The 20373-nt window shown below is 40.1% G+C and carries 28 protein-coding genes; 16 read left to right on the plus strand and 12 right to left on the minus strand.

Annotated elements, in window-relative coordinates; genetic code table 11:
- Window positions 1-5: 5 nt before the first annotated feature.
- Window positions 6-1001 (minus strand): glycosyltransferase family protein, encoded by a 996-nt coding sequence (locus tag AAV98_RS16640; protein ID WP_060666662.1) that lies wholly within the window; start codon window positions 999-1001, stop codon window positions 6-8.
- An 87-nt stretch (window positions 1002-1088) separates the two neighbouring features.
- Between AAV98_RS16640 and AAV98_RS16645 the strand changes: the two genes are divergently transcribed.
- Window positions 1089-1838 carry a glycosyltransferase family 2 protein gene (locus AAV98_RS16645; RefSeq protein WP_060666663.1) on the plus strand — a complete coding sequence of 250 codons (750 nt, stop codon included), beginning with the start codon at window positions 1089-1091 and terminating at the stop codon, window positions 1836-1838.
- Between the two features lie 60 nt (window positions 1839-1898).
- Here AAV98_RS16645 and AAV98_RS16650 read toward each other — a convergent pair whose 3' ends face one another.
- Window positions 1899-2108 carry a hypothetical protein gene (locus AAV98_RS16650; protein ID WP_060666664.1) on the minus strand — a complete coding sequence of 70 codons (210 nt, stop codon included), beginning with the start codon at window positions 2106-2108 and terminating at the stop codon, window positions 1899-1901.
- A 21-nt stretch (window positions 2109-2129) separates the two neighbouring features.
- Window positions 2130-2582: a hypothetical protein gene (locus tag AAV98_RS16655; protein WP_060666665.1), complete on the minus strand. Its 453-nt coding sequence runs from the start codon at window positions 2580-2582 to the stop codon at window positions 2130-2132.
- 553 nt (window positions 2583-3135) lie between these two features.
- On the opposite strand from AAV98_RS16655, the gene AAV98_RS16660 reads away from it, so the two are divergent.
- Window positions 3136-3672: a hypothetical protein gene (locus tag AAV98_RS16660; protein ID WP_060666666.1), complete on the plus strand. Its 537-nt coding sequence runs from the start codon at window positions 3136-3138 to the stop codon at window positions 3670-3672.
- Window positions 3673-3813: 141 nt separating this feature from the next.
- On the opposite strand, the gene AAV98_RS16665 is transcribed toward AAV98_RS16660, so the two are convergent.
- Together AAV98_RS16665 and AAV98_RS16670 are read right to left on the minus strand one after the other, a co-directional pair.
- Entirely contained in the window at window positions 3814-4563 is a 750-nt protein-coding gene (locus tag AAV98_RS16665; RefSeq protein WP_060666667.1) for a coiled-coil domain-containing protein, read from the minus strand.
- Window positions 4564-4708: 145 nt separating this feature from the next.
- Window positions 4709-5449, minus strand: a complete 741-nt coding sequence (locus tag AAV98_RS16670) for a hypothetical protein (protein ID WP_060666668.1) — start codon at window positions 5447-5449, stop codon at window positions 4709-4711.
- A gap of 178 nt (window positions 5450-5627) precedes the next feature.
- On the opposite strand from AAV98_RS16670, the gene AAV98_RS16675 reads away from it, so the two are divergent.
- The 12 genes from AAV98_RS16675 to AAV98_RS16715 all read left to right on the plus strand — a co-directional run bounded on the left by AAV98_RS16675 (window position 5628) and on the right by AAV98_RS16715 (window position 11773).
- Window positions 5628-6449, plus strand: coding sequence for a hypothetical protein (locus AAV98_RS16675; RefSeq protein ID WP_060666669.1), 822 nt, complete (start codon window positions 5628-5630; stop codon window positions 6447-6449).
- Window positions 6450-6541: 92 nt separating this feature from the next.
- Entirely contained in the window at window positions 6542-6694 is a 153-nt protein-coding gene (locus AAV98_RS20380) for a hypothetical protein (protein ID WP_156317837.1), read from the plus strand.
- Window positions 6695-6753: 59 nt separating this feature from the next.
- A complete protein-coding gene (locus AAV98_RS16680; RefSeq protein WP_060666670.1) occupies window positions 6754-7107 on the plus strand; it encodes a DUF1360 domain-containing protein in 354 nt (117 codons plus the stop codon).
- Between the two features lie 110 nt (window positions 7108-7217).
- Window positions 7218-7670 carry a YhcN/YlaJ family sporulation lipoprotein gene (locus AAV98_RS16685; RefSeq protein ID WP_060666671.1) on the plus strand — a complete coding sequence of 151 codons (453 nt, stop codon included), beginning with the start codon at window positions 7218-7220 and terminating at the stop codon, window positions 7668-7670.
- A gap of 13 nt (window positions 7671-7683) precedes the next feature.
- Window positions 7684-8160, plus strand: coding sequence for a stage V sporulation protein AC (gene spoVAC, locus AAV98_RS16690; RefSeq protein WP_060666672.1), 477 nt, complete (start codon window positions 7684-7686; stop codon window positions 8158-8160).
- The gene (spoVAD, locus tag AAV98_RS16695; protein ID WP_060666673.1) at window positions 8160-9173 is read left to right on the plus strand and encodes a stage V sporulation protein AD; all 1014 of its coding nucleotides are present in this window, start codon (window positions 8160-8162) and stop codon (window positions 9171-9173) included. The genes spoVAC and spoVAD overlap by 1 nt, the downstream gene beginning before the upstream one ends.
- Complete coding sequence (gene spoVAE, locus AAV98_RS16700) at window positions 9173-9529, plus strand: stage V sporulation protein AE (protein ID WP_060666674.1); 357 nt, start codon at window positions 9173-9175, stop codon at window positions 9527-9529. The genes spoVAD and spoVAE overlap by 1 nt, the downstream gene beginning before the upstream one ends.
- Window positions 9530-9545: 16 nt before the next feature.
- Window positions 9546-9722, plus strand: coding sequence for a DUF1657 domain-containing protein (locus AAV98_RS20385; RefSeq protein WP_156317839.1), 177 nt, complete (start codon window positions 9546-9548; stop codon window positions 9720-9722).
- A 33-nt stretch (window positions 9723-9755) separates the two neighbouring features.
- The gene (locus tag AAV98_RS16705) at window positions 9756-10616 is read left to right on the plus strand and encodes a DUF421 domain-containing protein (RefSeq protein ID WP_060666675.1); all 861 of its coding nucleotides are present in this window, start codon (window positions 9756-9758) and stop codon (window positions 10614-10616) included.
- A gap of 47 nt (window positions 10617-10663) precedes the next feature.
- Window positions 10664-10903, plus strand: coding sequence for a hypothetical protein (locus AAV98_RS16710; RefSeq protein ID WP_060666676.1), 240 nt, complete (start codon window positions 10664-10666; stop codon window positions 10901-10903).
- Window positions 10904-11221: 318 nt separating this feature from the next.
- A complete protein-coding gene (locus tag AAV98_RS20060; RefSeq protein WP_082380939.1) occupies window positions 11222-11362 on the plus strand; it encodes a YjcZ family sporulation protein in 141 nt (46 codons plus the stop codon).
- Between the two features lie 150 nt (window positions 11363-11512).
- On the plus strand, window positions 11513-11773 hold the full coding sequence (locus AAV98_RS16715; RefSeq protein WP_060666677.1) for a stage VI sporulation protein F: 261 nt from the start codon (window positions 11513-11515) through the stop codon (window positions 11771-11773).
- A 1097-nt stretch (window positions 11774-12870) separates the two neighbouring features.
- Here the strand turns inward: AAV98_RS16715 and AAV98_RS16720 are convergent.
- The 3 genes from AAV98_RS16720 to AAV98_RS16725 form a co-directional block, all read right to left on the minus strand.
- On the minus strand, window positions 12871-13341 hold the full coding sequence (locus AAV98_RS16720; RefSeq protein WP_060666678.1) for a hypothetical protein: 471 nt from the start codon (window positions 13339-13341) through the stop codon (window positions 12871-12873).
- Between the two features lie 74 nt (window positions 13342-13415).
- A complete protein-coding gene (sda, locus tag AAV98_RS20065; RefSeq protein ID WP_197284318.1) occupies window positions 13416-13577 on the minus strand; it encodes a sporulation histidine kinase inhibitor Sda in 162 nt (53 codons plus the stop codon).
- Between the two features lie 162 nt (window positions 13578-13739).
- Window positions 13740-16022, minus strand: a complete 2283-nt coding sequence (locus AAV98_RS16725; protein ID WP_060666679.1) for a UvrD-helicase domain-containing protein — start codon at window positions 16020-16022, stop codon at window positions 13740-13742.
- Window positions 16023-16156: 134 nt separating this feature from the next.
- Here AAV98_RS16725 and AAV98_RS16730 point away from each other — a divergent pair, with 134 nt between their 5' ends.
- Both AAV98_RS16730 and AAV98_RS16735 read left to right on the plus strand, forming a co-directional pair.
- On the plus strand, window positions 16157-16420 hold the full coding sequence (locus AAV98_RS16730; RefSeq protein ID WP_060666680.1) for a hypothetical protein: 264 nt from the start codon (window positions 16157-16159) through the stop codon (window positions 16418-16420).
- Between the two features lie 30 nt (window positions 16421-16450).
- A complete protein-coding gene (locus tag AAV98_RS16735) occupies window positions 16451-17359 on the plus strand; it encodes an MBL fold metallo-hydrolase (protein ID WP_060666681.1) in 909 nt (302 codons plus the stop codon).
- Here the strand turns inward: AAV98_RS16735 and AAV98_RS16740 are convergent.
- The 4 genes from AAV98_RS16740 to AAV98_RS16755 form a co-directional block, all read right to left on the minus strand.
- On the minus strand, window positions 17329-18030 hold the full coding sequence (locus AAV98_RS16740; RefSeq protein ID WP_060666682.1) for a DUF421 domain-containing protein: 702 nt from the start codon (window positions 18028-18030) through the stop codon (window positions 17329-17331). The genes AAV98_RS16735 and AAV98_RS16740 overlap by 31 nt on opposite strands.
- Before the next feature lie 114 nt (window positions 18031-18144).
- Complete coding sequence (locus AAV98_RS16745) at window positions 18145-18570, minus strand: GNAT family N-acetyltransferase (RefSeq protein WP_060666683.1); 426 nt, start codon at window positions 18568-18570, stop codon at window positions 18145-18147.
- A 3-nt stretch (window positions 18571-18573) separates the two neighbouring features.
- Window positions 18574-19095 carry a YjcG family protein gene (locus tag AAV98_RS16750; RefSeq protein ID WP_060666684.1) on the minus strand — a complete coding sequence of 174 codons (522 nt, stop codon included), beginning with the start codon at window positions 19093-19095 and terminating at the stop codon, window positions 18574-18576.
- A gap of 317 nt (window positions 19096-19412) precedes the next feature.
- Window positions 19413-20138: an alpha/beta hydrolase gene (locus AAV98_RS16755; protein ID WP_060666685.1), complete on the minus strand. Its 726-nt coding sequence runs from the start codon at window positions 20136-20138 to the stop codon at window positions 19413-19415.
- Between the last annotated feature and the right edge of the window lie 235 nt (window positions 20139-20373).

Genomic DNA, 20373 nt, shown 5'->3' on the forward strand with positions numbered 1-20373 from the left:
TTGATTTAGTTAGGGATGTTATCTATTAATGAAAGGATGCTATTGCATCGGTGTTCCCACGTGTTGGAAAGTGCAATATGTCTACGAAGGGTTTCATCGCCTGGTGTTTTTAAGTAGTTTTTTACTTTTGCAATGAACTCTAAGTGACTTGAAGCGATGGAGATAACTTCTTCATACTTTCTACACTCAGGAAGGTTGGTAGAAACAACGGGCTTTCCGGTGGCAAGATATTCATACATTTTGACGGGATTGGTTGCAAGAGTAATAGAATTTACCTTAAATGGAATAAGGCATACAGAAAAAGTAGAAAGATGCAAAGCCAACTGGTCGTGAGGGAGATGCCCCAAATAAGTTATGTTAGGAATATCGTGCAAACGGAATTTTTTATCAAATTCAATACCAATAAGGATAATTTGGATTGTAGGGAGGGCATATGCAAGCTTACGTATCAACGCCTCATCTACCCATGGTGCCCAGGCTCCTATATAACCAATAATGTTATTTTCTTTTGTCCCTTTGGAACTTTTTAGATGCAGTCCCATACTGTCGTCATAGGCATTGGGAATAAGAGTAATTGTTTTCTGGGGATACATTTTAACTAACCGATCTTTTATCCGATCCGCCGTGCAGGTGATAGCATCAGCTTTATTAATCATCGCTTTTTCGTACTGCAACGCTATCGCAAAGTCATCTACACAGTCGTAGATCACCCAATCTGCCTGATAAACATCCAATATATCAGCTAGCATAGGCCAGGAACACCATACTCCAACACGGCTTTTCCCTGTTTGTCTAAAGAGGGGAAGGATTTCTGTTACCCATTGTTGGTGATGATGAACGAGATAAAGGTTAGGAGAGAGAAGTTCCATGTCTTGCTCTTTTTGCGTCTTGTTACAATAAAAAACACAATATCCTTTTTGGGCGAATTTGGTCATCAATTGTTGTGGGCGCTGCTTCATGAATGTCCAGTCAATGGTAGGTGGAAAAATAATAATGTCCAACACGATCCCTCTTTTCCAGCTTCTACAAGTTCACTTGTGAACATAGTCTATATAATGTATGTACTAGAGAGAAGGGGGTGTAGGCATTTGCATAGAGAAAACATACATTTTAAGTATATTGAGGAAAAAAATAACAGTACAACTTTTAGTATCGTTATCTGCACGTATAATAATGCGGAATACATACGCAAAGCAATAGAAAGTGTGATGAACCAAGAAGTGTCTAATTGGGAATTGATCATCATCAATGATGGATCCACCGACCACACGTTAGAAATACTCGCCCCATTTAGAAACAATCCCACTGTTCAGATCATTTCCCTAGAGCAAAATAGGGGGAAGGCGTATTGTTTGAATATCGCGTTGCATGCAGCAAGAGGTACATGGCTAGTCGAGCTTGATTCTGATGATTGGTTAGAGAAAAATGCTCTACTTGTTCTGGATGAAGTCGTAGAGACCGGGGTAGCGGCGTACTATGGAAACTATGCGGAGTGGAGGGAATATCTCCGCGATAAGAAGCTCTCCTTTTCTAAAGTGATCAAAGGGCTGCCTAACTTCACCGCGTCCTACTATTTAGAAAATGCCTACCCGCTTGCTCCACGAATTTATCAGATAGATTTCTTACGAAAAATAGGTGGTTGGCACACGAAGGATATTTACCAAAGTAGGTTGTTTGAAGATGTATATATTTTGTGTGCAATAAGTAAACAAGGAAAGGTAGGGCATATTGATAAACTTTTATATCATAGAAGATTAAGAAGAGGAAGTGTTTCAGCGCAACAAAGAGAGGTTTTTGAAAAGTGGAGAGACTGGGTAAGAATGGAATTATCCATCTAACTAAAGTTTTTATTACACTTAGGAGACGATAATAAGTTTTATCGTCTCCATTGAATTTTATTAATTTACTCCGTTTTCGACCCGCACGCCTTCCACATTGTCAAGGAATATAGTGACAAATTCAGAAGGTGTTACATACGACCCGTTTCGCACTTCGACTACGATGGAATTTCCGTTTACGGAGTCTAGCCGTCCAACTGGAGTTTGGTTAGAAAGATAGACTTCCACTGTTTCATCGATATATTTTGATAATGATTCTGCAAAATTCATGTTCGTTCCTCCATTCAACCTTTATACTGTTTCGACACTTCTATATGGAGTAATGACAACGTCACCCTCAGCAGTAAGAATTTCCCCTACATCGGTACCTGCTACACTAATTCTTCCCCTCACTGTTCCGAAAGTAGTCCCAATTGTCACAACCCTGCCCTCGTTTGCTTCAAAAAACGCTCTCACTTCAGCTGGTGTGAGGTCTCCATTTTCAAGTGCTACGATTCGTTCAGTGTTGCTTTCTACTGACGCCTCTAAACTTGCAAATCTTGCTTCTGATGAACGGTTGTTCTCTGCAATTTGTTGCGTGTTTCGTGCTACTATTGCCTCTAACCGTTCAATTCTCTCTTCTAAAGAACGGATAGTTGAATTTGAATTACAATTATCATTTCTCCTTGAAGAGCAAGGTTTTCTGGTGGAACATCTAAAGCAGCCGCAACCCTCATATGATCCTTCTACATAAACTACTCCCATGATAAAGCCTCCCTTTTGTTAAAAAATGGTACTTAAACTCATTTACTAATCTATTCAGCATTTGAAGAATGTGTCCGTGTGCAGATGCCCTTTTTTCTATAAAGATAAACAAGTACAAACGTTTCAGCAACCAGCTGAATAATTTGTAAATAGACAAAAAGAAAGGAGTGAGAAAGATGATCAAAGCTGTACGTGTAATGGGTGAGAAGAAACTAGTAGCAGAAGAATTAATCGATAAAAGAAAGAAAAAACAAGAAAAGAAGAAGAAAACGTGGAAATGTTACTTTTAATTGATAGACGTTTTTCCTAGTGATTATTAGGTTGGAGAGTTCTAGTTTAACTGGGTAAATGGTAGGGAGGAAAGAACCTAGAATCCTTGATAGGTCAACGTTTATGACATCTACCTAATCTATGAACCCATATTCACATTCCCTACTAAAATGTATCATCGCCCATGGACAATCGCTGATACAACCCCTGTTCACCACAATATACTATAAGCGAGAGGTATGAAAATACCACCAAAATTAAAAATTCCAAGGAGGAAGTAAATATGAGTTTCTATTACCAAAAGAAACACAGATGCGAAGATGATTTTTGCAAGAAGGACTTTAAGAAGGATGACCATAAGAAAGATGATTGCTTCAAGAAAACTGTGGTAGATTTTGAATGTGATGTTGTACTTCCGGCTATTGCAGATGATTCTACTGAGCAAACAATCACAATAGAACAAAGTGAAACAGCTATTGCATCCATTACTTTTGAACATCTGAAGAAAGATGCAGAAGTATTATTAAACGGTATATTGCACTTGGCAAATACAGGGGATAGAGAAGCAATTGTTAGAATTAGAAGACGTGAAGGTTTTCCTCTAAATACGAGTGGCACCGAAATTTACCGTACTCAGGAACTTGAACTCTTTGGTGACTACACTGCAGTCCCGGTTTTACATTGCGACGATCTGTGTAACGTTTTTTGCGATAAGAAAGAAACTGTAAGTTATGTATTAACTGTTCAAGCAGTAAATGGTGCTTCTGGTTCAATTAACCTTTCAAGACCTATCACTTTTGCAGGTACAGTAATCAAATAGTTCCCAAAAAGTTCTGTTCGTGCCCAACCGTAAAAGGTTGGGTTTTTTCAAATTTTGATTTAATAATAGTGTTTTCCATGTGTGATAACATATAAACAAACTTGGATTCCTACAGGTTTGTGTCAAGTTTAAATACTATTTTTATAGACTAATTTTAATATTGTTTAATGCCTTTATGGTAATGCTTTGGTTGATTAACATTATCCCTGTAATGGAAACTCTATTATTGTATACTTCCTTAATAGATGCTGTAGATTCTAAATTCAGTACACTAAAGTCATAAATTCTTTTTTTCGGCTTAAACCAATATTCCCCATCCTTAATAATTCGTTCCCGCCAATCCTCGACAGCCCAAACCCATTCAATATCCTCTCTATCTCTGCCAGGTCCATTCAAAAGATTCGGATCCATTATTTTAGCAGACAAGGAAACGGCCCCGACAGGTTTAACTTTAAAGCAAACAACCATTTCTTCTAATGGGACATCCCCATTATTTACAACCATGAAGTTTCCATAAATACTGATGGTATCTTCTCCTTCTGGTGGCAAGATTACCGAGTAATTGAAGTAGCTATAAAAATCTTCTTTTTCTTCTTTAATGCTCTCTACTGCAGGAACCGCTTCCCCACTATTATCTAACATATTTCTTTCTTCCTCCAACTGCACCTCCAACTCCATTATTTTTTTATGTAGCCTTTTTATTTCCTCTTGGAAGACAGCTATCTTTTCACTATTTAATTTTCGGATTTTTTCTTGGAGATATTTATTCCTAACAATTTCTTTCTCTACCATCCTATCCAACTCATTTATCCTATTTTTATACTGTGCAATTTCCGCACGGTAGAATATAACCTGTTGTTTAACCCGAAACAACTCACTATTGGGATCCACTCACAACACTCCCCACCTTTACATTTACTTCATCTTATGTACCGGACAACTCCAAATATGAGCATAAACAAAACAGCCAAAAAGTACCGGATGGGCCTCCGATCCTTTTGGCTGTTCTAGAAAGTGTTTTATTTGTATGTGGAAGTTATCTTGGGCGTCTATGTGCTGGGAAGATTTCTGGGCACTGTTCTGGAAATTGTTTTGGAGGGCAGATTAGGCCTTCAATAATTTCCTCACGTGGGCGGCAGATTTTAGCTTCTACTTCTAGTTTTACGTCTGCTTCCATTTGAATGTCTAAGCATAGTGCAAGGGTTACATCAAGTTGAGAGAATTCGTCTGTTGCGATTAGATTGGAGTCGCACTCAAAATAGGTTACATGGCAATCTAGCTCTGTGCCTTCTGGAGCACATAGTAGGAATGTTTGAACACTTGCGAAAGGTAGTGCTTTGGAGCAGCATCTTACGCGTCCGTTACCGTCTACCAGTTGAACCGTAACAAAGCCTTTGATTAGAACTTTTACGCGTTGCAATTCGATTTCTGTGCCGTCTGGTAGTTCTACTTCTACAGTCGGACGTCCACCTGGTTGCTCAATTTCTTTACAGATAAAGCCTTTGTGATGGCGGTGGTGGTGTGCTGCCATGACATCAATTTTACGACCGTGGTCGTCAGATAGGTAACATTCGACTGCTAAAGGACCAACCTTTGGATCTATTTCACATAAGATGTCAGCAATGTTTGCGTCGTCATCATGATCCCAATCGCATGCAAAAATTCCTTCTAAATCAGAGTTACATATACTTTTAGGGGAAACCTGCACTTGACGAGTTACCCAGTCGTAAACTTTACGAGCCTTAATGCAGACTCTTTCAGTTTCTTTATGACTCACTAAAAACTCCTCCTATTCATTTAATACCCATTTGGGTTACGGGACTACTGTATAGTATGAATTTGGTGGGTAAGTGTGCTGAGACAAAAACCCAAATTTTATTTTTGCATCAGTTAGTCATATTTCCGAAACTAATGGAATTACTTGTAAAAGGGAGAGTTTTTTGGGAGGGATAAGCATGAACAACTTTAAGAATGACGATAAAATTATCTTACAGCAGAAAATCATTCATTTAGGTGCAGAAGTAAAGCGCCTTACTGCAGATGTAGAAAGGCTTAATAGTAAGTCTCTCTTGAAAAATATAGAAAAGCAAAAAAATGAATATGAAGAGAAAATCAATAAGCTTACAAAGCAACTTGCTTTTTTGGAGGAAGAAGGAAACGAAAGGCTCACCAAGCTTCAAAAGGAAGTGGCGCAATATAAGGGAGAGCTTGCTAAGCAAAAAGAAGATCACCAGGGAAAATTGATGACCATTAGCAATGAAATGCATCAACTTAAGTACCAATGTGAATCAGAACGAACAGCTCATCTAAAAGCAATAGAGAAAAATGAGGAGCTTACAGAAGAGCTGGAGGATTTGAAAAGAGAACTTGAGAAACAAAGTACCATAAATTTGGATCTTGAGAAAGAATACGAAATGGTCAAGGAAACGGTCAAGGGATTGCTGGTGAAAATAGAAAGCTCGAGTCAAGCGCATGAAGGATATCAAAGAATTGCAGAAATTAATGACCAGCTCGAAGCGGAGAATCAATCCTTTCGCAAGCTGGTTGGCGAATTAGAAGAGGAAGTCAAATCATTGCACGATGAGAACTCTCTCCTAACAGATGACTTGAAAAAACTGAACGAGTGTGTGGTAGTACTGGAGAAGAAGGGGGATCAAGTCATTCACGAATCCACCAAGGTTTCTAGTTTAGAAAAGAAGAAATCTTCTCAACATGCTCAAGCCACTGATCCGAGAATTCAATCTTGGTTCTATAATAATGTGAAAAAAAACACATAAGCCTATATGAGTGATGATAGATGCGGAAAACCTTTTTGTCGAAAACGCATAAGATAAAGTATCTTATACTACGAACAAATTGGAGGTTGCATATGAACTACTATCATTATTCAGGCCAACCAAAACCTACATCTGGTCAGATGAAAGTGATTTCTTCGAGTAATCATTCCTCTTCATCAAACAAGAAAAAGAAATCCTCCGGTTGTGGTTGCGGTAAAAAAGCAAAAGTTATCCAAGAAGATTAACATCATTACTACTAATTCCCTTTTTCATACATATCATCAATATGAAAGGGGGAATTTTTTTGCTTGAAAGCTGGTTTTGGTTTCTTCTGCTTGGACTTGCCAGTTTCCGAATCACAAGGCTCCTTGTATTGGATAAGATTGCAGGTTTTATCCGCAAACCTTTTATGGAAGAAATGGAGGAGAAGAATGATAAAGGAGAAATAGAGGAATATATCATTATTAAAGGAAAAGGGCTAAGACGCTGGATGGGAGAACTGCTCAGCTGTTACTGGTGTACCGGTGTTTGGGTAACCACGGGTTTATTTCTTTTGATCACGTTTTATCCTCTCCTTGGAAAGCCGGTACTGATTATATTTGCTGCAGCTGGTGTGGCAGGGATTCTAGAAAGTATCGTGGCAAGAATCATTGATTAAAAGTGGCTCTCCTTATGGAGGGCCTTTTTAAGTGGAGTTTTCGATACATAATTTTGATGACAGATATAAATATTAAGAGATAGAGTATGCATGCAGAATGAGGTGAAGAAATGAAAACGAAGGCGATTGTGATTTTACTGAGTGTGTCAGTTGGCCTGTTGGGTGCCTGCGGGCAAGGGGAGGTCAAAGAAAGAGTAGAGGATACTGTCATGAGGACTTCTAACGCACAAAAGGAGAAATCAGACAAAGAACAACGGGCTGAAGAGATTGCCAAGGACTTTAAAGAAGTCAAAGGTGCTGTGGCTTACGACACGGAAGATGAGTTGGTGGTTGCATTTCATGTGACACAGTACAAAAAGTTTTTCACGGAGAAAATTGAAAAAAAGGTGAAAAAAGCGCTGGAAAAAGAGTTTCCAAATGATAACGTGGTCGTATCCCACGATTTAAAGATTCGCCTTGAAATTGAAAGGCTTAGAAGAGATGTCGAGCAGAAGCAGATCTCGGAAAAAGAACTGGAAAAGCGCATAGAAAAAATGAAGACTTTACGTGAAGAACAAGCATAGGAGGTGTCATTAGATGAGTAATAATGATAAGCAGCTTACACCACAACAAAAAACCTATCAGAAATTAGAACAAACCTTGGAGACAAAGCGTCCGGTATGGAAGAATTGCATCATTGCTTTTTTGGTTGGTGGTCTCTTTTGTATTGTGGGACAGGCCATTCAATTGATGTACATATACTTTTTTAATTTTACGGAAGTAACCGCAGGGAACCCTACCGTTGCTACGATGATATTTATTTCCATGTTACTCACTGGGTTTGGTGTATATGACCGAATTGCGCAGTTTGCAGGGGCAGGAAGCGCAGTTCCTGTAACTGGGTTTGGAAATGCGGTTATTTCTGCATGTATTGAACATAAGACAGAGGGGTACGTGCTTGGGGTAGGATCCAATATGTTTAAACTGGCAGGGTCTGTTATTTTATTCGGCGTATTCTCGGCCTTTGTCGTCGCATTGGTGAAGACAATTGTGGTCTCGATAGGAGGATTTTAATGCTACAGGGAAAACAATCGTGGATTTTTGCAAATAAGCCTGTCATCACCTCCAGTGCAGCCATTGGCGGTCCCTTTGAAGCGAATGGTTTGCTTGCTAATGACTTTGATCTGCTTCATAAGGACTTATGGCTAGAACAGGATAGTTATGAAAAAGCGCACCGTGTTTTGCTGGAGGAAGCATGTGAGACTGCACTTAAAAAGGCAAGTTTGGAACTGTCTGATGTTCAATTTTTACTTGCAGGAGATCTAATTAATCAGATGACGCCTTCCAATTTTGCTGCAGAAGCGTTGGAAGTGCCGTATCTTGGAGTGTTCGGTGCGTGCTCTACATCAATGGAAGGGCTGGCTTTAGCTAGCTTCCTGGTGAACTATGGTGGAGCAAAATACTGTTTGACAGGTGCTTCGAGCCACAATGCTGCTGTAGAGAAGCAGTTTCGTTATCCAACGGAATATGGCGGTCAGAAACCGCCGACAGCACAGTGGACCGTTACAGGAGCAGGAATAGGACTTGTGAGCAATACTGGCACAGGGCCGCGGGTTACTTCCGCAACGATTGGAAAAGTTATTAACATGGGGCTTAAAGATCCATTTAATATGGGAGGCGCAATGGCTCCTGCTGCTGTGGATACAATAGAGGCGCATTTTAAAGATACAGGTAGGAATCCTTCTTATTATGATTTAATTGCAACAGGTGACCTTGGCGAAATTGGCCGAAAGATATCTCTGGAGCTGTTAAAGGAGAAAGGGTTGCAGATTCGTGACGAACAGTATCAGGATTGTGGTTTGATGATTTATGATAAGGGTCAGCCGGTACTTGCCGGAGGAAGTGGTGCGGGTTGTTCAGCAGTGGTTTTATATGGACATCTGTTAAATGAGATGAAAAAAGGAACATACAAGCGGATTTTGCTCGTAGCTACCGGAGCATTGTTATCTCCTGTTTCTTTTCAACAAAAGGAATCGATACCATGTATAGCCCATGCAGTGTCCATTGAGATGGGGGGTGTCAGCTGATGTTGTTATCTTTCTTTTGGGCATTTGTTGTAGGGGGATTAATCTGTGTGATTGGGCAGATTATGTTTGATGTATGTAAACTAACTCCTGCCCACACGTTAAGTGCATTGGTGGTTGCAGGTGCTGTATTGGATGGAGTGGGGCTGTATGAGCCTTTAATAGCCTTTGCAGGAGCAGGTGCGACGGTACCGATCACAAGCTTTGGTAATGCTCTAGTGCATGGTGCTTTAGAAGAGGCAAAAAATCATGGTCTAGTGGGTGTGTTGACAGGGATGTTTCAAGTGACAAGTTCTGGTATTTCGGCAGCAATTGTGTTCGGTTTTATCGGTGCACTCTTATTTAAACCGAAAGGGTAAGGAGGAATGGTTTGCGGTGGATGAAAAAATGATGCTTTCCTATAACCGGGCAAGTTTGAAGATGATAAGAAACAATCTTCACGTCTATGCGATGGAAGCAAGTGACCCGAACGCTCAAAACACCTATCACGAATCCATGATGAAAATAGACGACCTCCTTGCTAACATTGACTTGAAGCTTAAAGAAATATAATGAAAACAGTCTTGTGAGTGAGGGGTGTATGTAGTGCCGCAGTGGTTAGAGATAGTTGTCAGGTCTTTTACAATTATTATTGGGCTGTTTATGATTACGAAGCTTTTGGGGAAAAAGCAGCTGTCAAAGCTGTCTTTTTTTGAGTATATTGTAGGAATTACAGTGGGTGACATTGCAGGTACATTGTCGATGGATAGGGATCTAAATTTAACGAACGGTGTGACAAGTATTTTGGTCTGGTCTCTTTTCCCGCTTGTGACCTCACAAATCTCTCTTCGCAATAAGAAGTTTCGAGATTTTGTGGAAGGAAATGCGACAGTATTTGTCCGGGATGGCAAGATCCTCGAACATAATCTAAAGAAAGAAAAGTACACCATTGATGAGTTTCTGGAGCAATTGCGGAAGAAAGATATTTTTTCTGTGGATGACATCGAGTTCGCTACACTTGAGTCAAATGGTGATTTAAGTGTGCTTTTGAAAAAAGAAAAGCAACCTGCTACATACGGAGATATCCATCTTGATGCTCCAAATCAGATAGAGCCTCAAACGGTGATAATGGACGGGGAGATCTTAGATGAGCCCCTTGCTCAAATTGGATTAAACAGGGCTTGGCTGGATGCACAACTCGAAAAGCGGAATGTTCTGCTAGATAATGTGTTTCTCGCTCAAGTGAACGCTTGGGGAGAAATGAACGTAGACTTATATAATGATCATATTAAAGCTATGCCGATGAAAGAAAAAATGCTGACATTTGTAACGCTTGATAAATGTTCATCAGATTTTTCGTTCCTAAGTGTTACTGCCAGCAGAGAAGAAAATAAAGCTTTTTATACCAACGCTACTTCAAGCCTAGAAGAGCTTAGCCGGAAGCTGCGCCCATTATTAAAGGGTTAAGCTACCGGCTGTTTTTTTGATCATATACTAGTTTGAGGTGAAATGTCATGAGTGAATTTGATTTTGGAGATGAACATTTAAAGTTTCTTTTTGAACGTTGGAAGGTGGATGAAGGAATCACTGAGGCTGGCAAACAGGCAAAAATAAATATTAGTACTGCAGATGAAGGATTCATGTATGTGCAGCAGCTAGAAGCCAGGATGAATAAATACATTGGGAATTTAGAGCGGTGGATGGAAGGGAAAGCGAGTACTGTTGATGTGGATTTTGAAGATGAAGAAGAGTAAGTTTTGTTTCTTGGTTGCGGAGGGAGATCCCTTCGTTTTTTTGTTTTATGTGAAAGTCGTAGAAGGTTTTCTTAAAAAGGTAGAAGATGACGTGCGTAAGGTTGAAGCTACAAGGTAAACGGTAGAACGGAAGCCGGGAAATGTAGAAGATCAAAAACAACATGTCAAAATTAATTTTATTGTACTTTACCAGTACTCTATAATCCCATTCATTTAAAAAAAATCCGTAAAACTGCATATTGCCCGTAAAAGCGCCCAAACCGTTTTTCGAAAAGTACATATAGTAATAGGGAATCTTCATTAAGGAGGTGCGAGATTATGGGTTACTATGGAGGCTATCCTTATGGTGTAGGTGGCGCTGGCTACGGTTACGGTTGTGGCTACCAAGGCGGCACATTCGTGCTAATCGTTGTTCTATTCATTCTTTTGATCATCGTTGGTGCATCTAAATTCTATTAATAATTAATTAGTGGGAATAAGGAAAGTACGGGACGTGTCCCCGTGCTTTTCTGTTTCATCCACCTACGCAGTAGTGAGTGATGAATTATTAGAGGCACACCAATAGGCTCTCTCACATACAATGTGATATATCCGAGAGGAGGATGTTTGGTGGATAATAACATTTTTAAAGGCATTGAGAAGAAAACGGGCGTAAGCATGAAGGACGTATTTGAGCTTGCTAATTCGATGCAAAATGCAAATTTCAAAGACGAGCAGACGGTGCGTAATTTAGTGTCTCGTGTAGCGACGTTGGCGAATAAGAAGGTACCTAAGGAATTGGAAGATAAGATTGTTAATACATTGGTTAATGGGAATAAGCCGGTTGATATGGGGACTATTTCGAAGATGTTGAATGAGAAGAAGAAGTAAAAAAACATCTGCCTACCACGTTTGAAGTGGATCTGGCAGATGTTTTTTGTTTCTTGAAAATTGCTGTTGAGTTTACTCCAGGCCATGAGGGCCACTGCATTAAAGTTTTTGAATTTAGATGTATCGTTTTAGACACCGCTGGTGATTTCCGCAAAAGGCTGCGCTTTCCTAGGGGCGCTGCTGGAGCCTCCTCGGCTACGCCTGCGGGGTCTCCAGCTAGCGCTATTTCCCTCAGGAGTCTTCGCCTTTTGCTCCAATCACCAGCTAGGAATCGTAAAAAATTTTAGGTTATCAGTTTTAAGTGGCCTCGTTAAGCATGTAGGGTCTCCACCTAGCGCTATTTCCCTCAGGAGTCTTCGCCTTTTGCTCCAATCACCAGCTAGGAATCGTAAAAAATTTTAGGTTATCAGTTTTAAGTGGCCTCGTTAAGCATGTAGGGTCTCCACCTAGCGCTATTTCCCTCAGGAGTCTTCGCCTTTTGCTCCAATCACCAGCTAGGAATCGTAAAAAATTTTAGGTTATCAGTTTTAAGTGGCCTCGTTAAGCATGTAGGGTCTCCACCTAGCGCTATTTCCCTCAGGAGTCTTCGCCTTTTGCTCCAATCACCAGCTAGGAATCGTAAAAAATTTTAGGTTATCAGTTTTAAGTGGCCTCGTTAAGCATGTAGGGTCTCCACCTAGCGCTATTTCCCTCAGGAGTCTTCGCCTTTTGCTCCAATCACCAGCTAGGAATCGTAAAAAATTTTAGGTTATCAGTTTTAAGTGGCCTCGTTAAGCATGTAGGGTCTCCACCTAGCGCTATTTCCCTCAGGAGTCTTCGCCTTTTGCTCCAATCACCAGCTAGGAATCGTAAAAAATTTTAGGTTATCAGTTTTAAGTGGCCTCGTTAAGCATGTAGGGTCTCCACCTAGCGCTATTTCCCTCAGGAGTCTTCGCCTTTTGCTCCAATCACCAGCTAGGAATCGTAAAAAATTTTAGGTTATCAGTTTTAAGTGGCCTCGCTACGCATGTTGGGTCTCAAGCTACAGCTGTCTCCCTCAGGAGTCTTCGCCTTTTGATTCAAATCACCAGCTAGAAAAAACATGACCTAATGAAAATCTATTCAATCGTCTCCAAATCCTGCAACACGACATTCCGGTCGGCGTCTTTTGCGATTAGTGTGGATGCTTCTTTGGCGAGGGTAAGGTATTTTTCCTTAGTCTCACTTTCTCCGCTTAGGCTGTAAGCTCGGGCTAGAGCTTCGTATGCGAATGCGAGGTCAAAGTCCTTTATCTCATGTTCTAAAACGATTTCAAGGTTTCTTTTTGCATGTGCTAGGCATGGTTCTGGGCGTCGTAAAACGGCATAAACTCTGGATATTTGCCATTCGCCGCGAGAGAAGTTAACAGGTTCGCCGATTTCGCCCCAGTGAAAACGGGAGGCATGTGCTTTATGTATCATTTGGAAATCTTCTTCAGGAGTGCGTTCCCCTTTCTCCATCAAATCCCAAACTTCATTAAATAGGTTAATTGCTGTTTTTCTGTGAAAGGTATATTGTACATCTTTCTCTTCCTTTGTGACGTTGGCCATTGGACATCCCCTTTTCAAAAAAAATTATCTATATACTCTAAATAGTATCATTTTTCAGCTAGAAATTGGAGAATTTAATACACGCAACCTTCTTTTCGTTTCAGTAGTTCTGCTTCCAGTAGCTGTATAAAATAGTGATCGAGATTCTCTGCTTTGGCGTTTTCATAAGCAAACTGGAGGGATTCATCGGACAGTTTTGTGATGGAACAGTTATGGTAAGGCTCCAATGTTTTCAAAAGAATATACCCCTTTCAACTCATCTATAAAGGGTACATACCCAGATAGGAGCAGTTAAAACGTACTTTTCAACTATTCTAAAAATAAAATTTTTTTGAATGATTTTTGTTGACAAAACGAAAAGCACAATCCTTAAAATGAAGAAGGATTTGCGCTTTCCGTTAGAGAATATCTTTAATAAATCTAGTCATGTATGCCTTTTTTCCTCTTCGATTCATAGGAACAGAGACTTGCAAGGTTTCCTTTGCTCTTGTCATGGCCACGTATAAAAGCCTGCGTTCTTCTTCTAGTGCACTGAGTTCACCATTTCGGTAGGATTCTAGTGCGAAATCATGCGGGATACTGCCATCGACGGCACTAAGGACATAAACATTTGTATACTCAAGGCCTTTAGAGCGATGGATGGTGGAAAGGTGGATGGCATTTGAATATTGCTTGCTGAGCTTTTTCATCTCATCCGTTTTGGCAATCATATCTTCTACATGATCTAAAAATTCAGCAATGGTCTTGAATTTGCGGGCAACCACCTTCAAGTCACGAATGTCATCAGATCCTTTTTCAAGTGCGTTCCCTTCATTCCCGCGTTTCTTAATGTAGTCATCAAACCCCATGTCTTTTTCAATCATCTCCAGAGCAACGGAAGGGGAGACGTTGGCAAGTGTTTTAAATAATGGGATGATACGTTGGATTTTTTTTACTTGAAACGGCTGTACATTGGTCAATTTACTCAATGATTTTACTAAACTGCAATCTTCCAGAATACTAATGGCTTTTGCATCTTGGAGGTTTGATTGCTTGAGGAACAAGGCCGGCAGAATATCGGATAGTGCCTGAACGTCATTGGAGTCACGACTTAGTCGCAGGAAACCAAGGATGCCTTTCACGATCCTTCTTTTATAAAAGCTTTCGTAATCTTGATCAAGCTTGAAGGGAAGCCCGGATTGTGAGAGCCTCTCAAAGATTGCGCGTGCGGCACTATGGGTCCGATATAGGACCGCAAAATCACTAGGTGTGGCGCCTTGTTCAATTTGTTCCTTTATATCTTGTACGATAATGGTAGCTTCCTCTTCCTCATCGTAAGGATAAAATAAAACAGGGTAATGTTTATTGTCATGCTGAGCGATCATTTTTTTCACTCGGCGGTTCCTATTGTTTTCAATCACCTGGTTGGCTGCCGCAACTATTGTGTGAGTTGATCGGTAGTTTTCAGAAAGGGTGACGACTTTGGTAGAAGGAAAGTCCTTGTGGAAGTTCAATATATAATCGGGACTGCTGCCTCGAAACGCATATATCGACTGATCATCGTCCCCAACCGCGCAGATATTCCCGCTTTTGGCAAGTAGTTTCATTGTTTCATATTGTACTTTATTAATATCTTGAAACTCATCAATCAGGAAATATTGAAACCTTTCCTGGTATTTTGTGAGCAGAGTTGGATTTTCCAACAAAAGTTCGTAGCAACCTAGCAACATGTCATCAAAGTCAAAAACATCCTTCTCGCGTTTCCAGTCCTCATAGTCTTGATATAAACTTTGAAACTGCTCTTCCAGCTTGCTGGTCGGATTAATCTCCTTAGGTGTCTGCATATTATTTTTCCAATAGCCGATTTGCTGAATGGCCTGATCGAATGGGAAGTCTTTTTCATCTAAGCCAAGTTTGCGCCCGGCCTGTTTTAGAAATTGCTCCTTTTGCCAATCCCATTTTAACAAGTTCTCCCCATTCCACCTTTGGGGGTGATGGTGTTGTAGCATTCTGTAGAAAATGCTGTGAAACGTACCGGATAGAAGATTAGTGAACATTCTTGAACCGTGGGTCTCATATAGACGCAATCGCTCTTTCATTTCATTGGCTGCCTTCGCTGTAAAGGTAATGAGCATGATGGATTTTGGATCGAGTTGTTTCTCTTGAACCATATATGCCACCCGAGTGATTAATACTCGTGTTTTCCCGCTGCCGGCGCCGGCAAGTACTAGTAATGGTCCGTCTACTGTCGAAACAGCTTCTTGCTGGGCAGGATCTAAAAATATATTTTTTTCTTGTAATCCATGAAAGAACCCGCTTATATTCAAATGGCTTTTCGTATGTTCTTTAATAAAGATAGGAAGATGTGTTAGCGGCTTTGGTGCTTTCCATGTCTCTACTGGCTTTTCTTTTTCCGCAATAACAGTTCTTGATTTTGGATAACGAAATCCATCTCGCTCCACATATTCTTGTTTTTTGGTTACCACTGTTTCTGTCTTCGGTATTTCTTCTTTATGAGTGATAGAAGCATCTAGGTGAAAAAAATGAGGTTCTTTCCTTAATCCTAAATAAAGCTTAACCCTCTCACCACAGAATTTGCATGTTAGATCGCCCTTTACACCGGCGTCGTACACCTCTTGATACAATTCTCTAGTCATTGATTTTATATGTAATGTTCGTTCTTTCCAAACAGCAGATTTCATTGTGCAGACTCCTTTATAACCGTCAATCTTATCCATAGTACCACATATTATATAGAGAGAACACGAGTCAAAGGAAGTTTGTGTTATGCAAAAACAGGGAAAAATATAGGTAGAATAGGAAGGGGAGAAATGTGATGGGATATGTTTTACCAGTACAAATGGATGCCTACACACAATATGCAAACCGTACTATTTCCGAAAAACAAATGCTTAAACTTGATCCTGTTATAAGACCTGCTTTTTACAGAGTGGACCAGCAGCTATCGTGGGAAGAAATTCATAAAAATATACAGCATAACCAGGTTAATCGAAAAAGAGAAAAGCAGACTTCTGGCATTTCCGATAAATTATTGGCGGACATAACAGGAAAAGGGCGCTTCTTTCACGAAACCATCTAGTAGTTTAATGAAATAGGGAGTGTGTGTGACGTGGAGTTTCATCCGATAACAGATAACGTGTTTTATTTTCAAGGGGCCGTTAACATAGGTTATGTGCGCTTTTCAAACAGGCAAGGAATGCTCATTGATGCAGGGCTTGAAGAACAGACGATGAGAAAAGTGATAAAAACGCTGAAAAATAAGGAACTACCATTGACGCATTTATTCCTTACCCATGCCCATGCCGACCATTACGGCGGAGCGGCCTATTTGCAAAGCGAACATAAGATTTATACCATCGCTCCTAAATTTGAAGTTGCCATCCTCCAAGAACCGATGCTAGAGCCTCTATACTTGTTTCATGGTGTCAACCCGATTAAGGAATGGCGGAATAAGTTTCTAGAAGGCAAGCCGGTAAAAGTGGATCTAATTCTTGAAGAAGCAGGGGAGGTAATAGAAGGAGATGCCCGCTTTAAGACCGTTGATTTACCCGGGCACAGTTACCATCAGTTTGGAGTGATGGTTGAAGATATTCTGTTTGCCGCAGACGCCTATTTCGATGTGGAAGTCATACATAAACACGGGATTCCTTATATTGTCGATGCAAAACAGACAATGGAAAGCCTTGAAAAAATAAAAAAGCTCCCATGTGCAGGTGCGGTACCTGGACACGGGAATTATGAAAAAAACTTCCTTCCTACTATTAAAGAAAATATACAGGTTCACCGCCAGATGGAGCTTTTACTATTCTCACTAATTAATCATGAGAAAAATGGATTAACGATTGAACAGTTAGTCACAAAAGCTTGCGCCGAGAAAGGAATTACCATTCGCAACGTGCCGTCATTTATGTTATTCAGAACAGCAGTGACAGCTTATTTGACCAAATTAATACAAGAACAACGTGTGAAACTCATCGTTCGAGACAATCAATTGGTCGTGGAATCTTCTTCTGTGTAAGGCAGCACAAATATTGGCTTTCCTTCTTCCCATTCGGCAAATACAATGTCTTGTGGGGTATGGTGGCCAATTTTTTTTATTTCGTTTAGTAGCCATTGCTCTGAAAGGTTGAATTCATCTAAATTGTCCATTAAAATTTCTCCGTCAGAAATTACGGGAATCGGAAGCGTGACACTTTTAATAGGGATATTAAGATCTTCATTAATAGGTTGAGCATAGGGGTGTTTCTTTAACACACTGACAGTTCCATCAGTTTCAAGTATGGCATACTCCACTTCTTGAATGGAGAAAGCACCTTTTGAACGAAGTAGATGTCTTAGTTGATCAATATCTAGTTTGCATTTCTTCAACTCTTTTTTGTTTATCATTCCTTTATGTATGACAATAGACGGTCTTCCTTCTAATATGCCTCTAGTTTTTCGCACTTTCTGTGTGATCGTTTCAAGTAATAAGATTAAAATTCCCCACATCCCTAATGTAAAGAGGATTTTCACCACACCTATATCATTATCATATAATGCATTTCCCACAAGTTCCCCTAATACAAGTGCTGATATGAAATCAAATGGCGTTATTTGAGTGATTTGTGTTTTACCGAGCATCTGGGTAATGAAAAATAGGGCAAAGAAACCGATTACCAATTCTACTGCAATTTGACCGTAGTCCATCATTATTGTGTCATCCTTTATGTTGGGTCCTTGACAGTAGTATTCGTTAGGAGCGGTAAAAGTATGAGAAAACAAAAAAGATATCTCTCATCAGGTTTCCCTTAGAGAGATATCTTTCTAGATATTTTTAGTCATGGTGACATGAGGAATTCCTGCATCCATGAAAATGTCAGAAATCGTTTCATATCCTAGCTTTGCATAAAAGGCTTCCGCATGTGTTTGAGCATTCAGCTTTAATACATGCATTTCTTTTGTCATTGCATATTCTTCAATGGTATTCATGATAAGGCGACCGGCGCCTTTGGAGGTGCGATAGGAAGGAAGAACGCAAATTCGCTCTACTTTTCCAATGCCTTCCACAATACGGAAGCGACCAGCTCCGACTGCTTGATCTTCATCATACAATACAAAATGGGTAGAGTCTTCTTCGTATTGATCAATCTCTTCTTCAAGAGGAACATGCTGCTCTTCTACGAAAACTATTTTCCTAACAGAATAAGCATCCTGCAGTTCTTTTTCTGTATCTACAACTTGTACATGCAAGGGTCAGCAATCCTTTCCAAATCGGAATGTTTCATAAACCGTCCACATGCCATCTTCTAATTGATATAAAAGGTGGAAGCGGTCAACCATTTCTTCATGTTCAATATTGGTCATTTTTAATTGACCTAAAACGTCCGAGTGTTCATCATCAGATAAATTTTGTCCAATAGTTATGTGAGGGACATAGGAAAATTCGCGGTTATCTTGAAAATACCCAATGCCGGAATGAAGCTTTTCATGTAGTGATACAAGTTCGTCTGTTGGATCTACTTTAAGGTAAATGACATTGTTTACTGGAGCAAAAGAGCTCACTTTATAAATGTTCAAAGGGATTGGTGTGGTATCTTTCGCGATAGCTTGAAGCTCATCGGTTACTGATTTCATATCACTTTCATCTATTTCGAATGCTGTTTTTAACGTCACATGCGGCGGAATTAGTGCGTAGTGAGTGTCATAACGTTTTCGAAATGAATTTGCGAGATCTTGTAATTTTTTGGTCGGAAAAATAGCTATTCCATATTTCATCCAATATCCCTCCTATTAGCGTTTGCAATAAAGTAACTTCTACTTTTATTTTATCGTAATTTTTTTCAAAAGAATAGAAAAGTTTCCTGTTCATGCATAAATAACTATTGGTGGTGGATAACACCTGTAGCAATTTAGATATTGTTAAAACATCGCTGTGAATTTCCGCAAAAGGCTTCGCTTTCCTAGGGGCGCTGCTGGAGCCTCCTCGCCTTCGCCTGCGGGGTCTCCACCTAGCGCTATCTCCCTCAGGAGTCTTCGCCTTTTGCTCCAATCCACAGCTCTAAATATCCAACTGCCAACTAATTTCACTTAAATTACGATAGCATTTTTGGTAGGGCTTGTTTTAGGTCTGGTTGCCAGTAGGTCCAGGTATGTGTGCCTTCGAATTCTTCGTAGTATACAGAGAAACCTTTTTCTTTCATTAATGAGTGCAGGGCACGGTTTGGTTCGATGAAGTTTTTCTTCTCTCCATTTGTGGTAGGTACTTCGGTTTCTTTTGTTCCAATTACATGGTAAAGAGAAAGGAAGGAAGGTTGTCCGAAATCCTGTACTTTAGACATAACCTTTTCATCCACATATGGAGATTGCATGATGACTTTGCCAAATGTGTGCGGGTAAGAAAGAGCGGTCATCAAGGAGACAGTTGCAGCTAAAGAATCTCCAATAAGAGCTCGTCCCATCCCCATTTGATACGATGGATATTTCTCATCGATATATGGCGTCAGTTCATGTGCAAGGAAGCGAATGTAGGCACTGTTTTTGCTTCCGTCTGGGTGATACTTTTCCCATCTATCTTTTACGTCTTTGTAAGGTATACCTACGATGATGGTATTTTGCATTTCGTTTGCGGCTAGCAGTTTGTCCGTTGTGCTTCCAATACGACCTAGTGTAAAGTAGTCTTTTCCATCCTGAGCTATTAAGATGTTGTATTTATAGAGTGGTGAATAGTTAGCTGGTGTGTATACCATCAGGGTCATTTCTTCATTAAGTTCGTTGCTGTAGAGTGTGAACTCCTCAATACGCCCAACGTTTTTGCTCATTGTTCATTACCTCCTGTGATGCCTTTATCTATTGTGGTAAGCGCTTTACCCACTATCTTACCATATCTTCATTCTATTTGTTGAATGCTAAGCTTTGTTGTCGAGAGTTTTTCAGACTCCTTATTTCCTTTTGTGTTCTCTATCCGCTGGGCGTGTGTGCTTGTGCCTCCCTCACTGCGTTAAATGCCACTAAAAATGTCTTTAATTATAAACACCGCTGGTGATTTCCGCAAAA

It is taken from the genome of Bacillus sp. CHD6a (genome assembly GCF_001293645.1).
GTDB lineage: Bacteria > Bacillota > Bacilli > Bacillales > Bacillaceae_I > Sutcliffiella_A.

Excerpts from the sequence above, each read along its gene's own strand:
- AAV98_RS16720 (WP_060666678.1), bottom strand. The coding sequence starts at position 13,341 with ATGGCCAACGTCACAAAGGAAGAGAAAGATGTACAATATACCTTTCAC.
- spoVAD (WP_060666673.1), top strand. The coding sequence starts at position 8,160 with ATGCTACAGGGAAAACAATCGTGGATTTTTGCAAATAAGCCTGTCATC.
- AAV98_RS20380 (WP_156317837.1), top strand. The coding sequence starts at position 6,542 with ATGAACTACTATCATTATTCAGGCCAACCAAAACCTACATCTGGTCAG.
- AAV98_RS20060 (WP_082380939.1), top strand. The coding sequence starts at position 11,222 with ATGGGTTACTATGGAGGCTATCCTTATGGTGTAGGTGGCGCTGGCTAC.
- AAV98_RS16740 (WP_060666682.1), bottom strand. The coding sequence starts at position 18,030 with ATGATGGACTACGGTCAAATTGCAGTAGAATTGGTAATCGGTTTCTTT.
- AAV98_RS16650 (WP_060666664.1), bottom strand. The coding sequence starts at position 2,108 with ATGAATTTTGCAGAATCATTATCAAAATATATCGATGAAACAGTGGAA.
- AAV98_RS16730 (WP_060666680.1), top strand. The coding sequence starts at position 16,157 with ATGGGATATGTTTTACCAGTACAAATGGATGCCTACACACAATATGCA.
- AAV98_RS16685 (WP_060666671.1), top strand. The coding sequence starts at position 7,218 with ATGAAAACGAAGGCGATTGTGATTTTACTGAGTGTGTCAGTTGGCCTG.
- AAV98_RS16755 (WP_060666685.1), bottom strand. The coding sequence starts at position 20,138 with ATGAGCAAAAACGTTGGGCGTATTGAGGAGTTCACACTCTACAGCAAC.
- spoVAE (WP_060666674.1), top strand. The coding sequence starts at position 9,173 with ATGTTGTTATCTTTCTTTTGGGCATTTGTTGTAGGGGGATTAATCTGT.
- AAV98_RS16655 (WP_060666665.1), bottom strand. The coding sequence starts at position 2,582 with ATGGGAGTAGTTTATGTAGAAGGATCATATGAGGGTTGCGGCTGCTTT.
- AAV98_RS16710 (WP_060666676.1), top strand. The coding sequence starts at position 10,664 with ATGAGTGAATTTGATTTTGGAGATGAACATTTAAAGTTTCTTTTTGAA.
- AAV98_RS16675 (WP_060666669.1), top strand. The coding sequence starts at position 5,628 with ATGAACAACTTTAAGAATGACGATAAAATTATCTTACAGCAGAAAATC.
- spoVAC (WP_060666672.1), top strand. The coding sequence starts at position 7,684 with ATGAGTAATAATGATAAGCAGCTTACACCACAACAAAAAACCTATCAG.
- AAV98_RS16660 (WP_060666666.1), top strand. The coding sequence starts at position 3,136 with ATGAGTTTCTATTACCAAAAGAAACACAGATGCGAAGATGATTTTTGC.
- AAV98_RS16750 (WP_060666684.1), bottom strand. The coding sequence starts at position 19,095 with ATGAAATATGGAATAGCTATTTTTCCGACCAAAAAATTACAAGATCTC.
- AAV98_RS16725 (WP_060666679.1), bottom strand. The coding sequence starts at position 16,022 with ATGAAATCTGCTGTTTGGAAAGAACGAACATTACATATAAAATCAATG.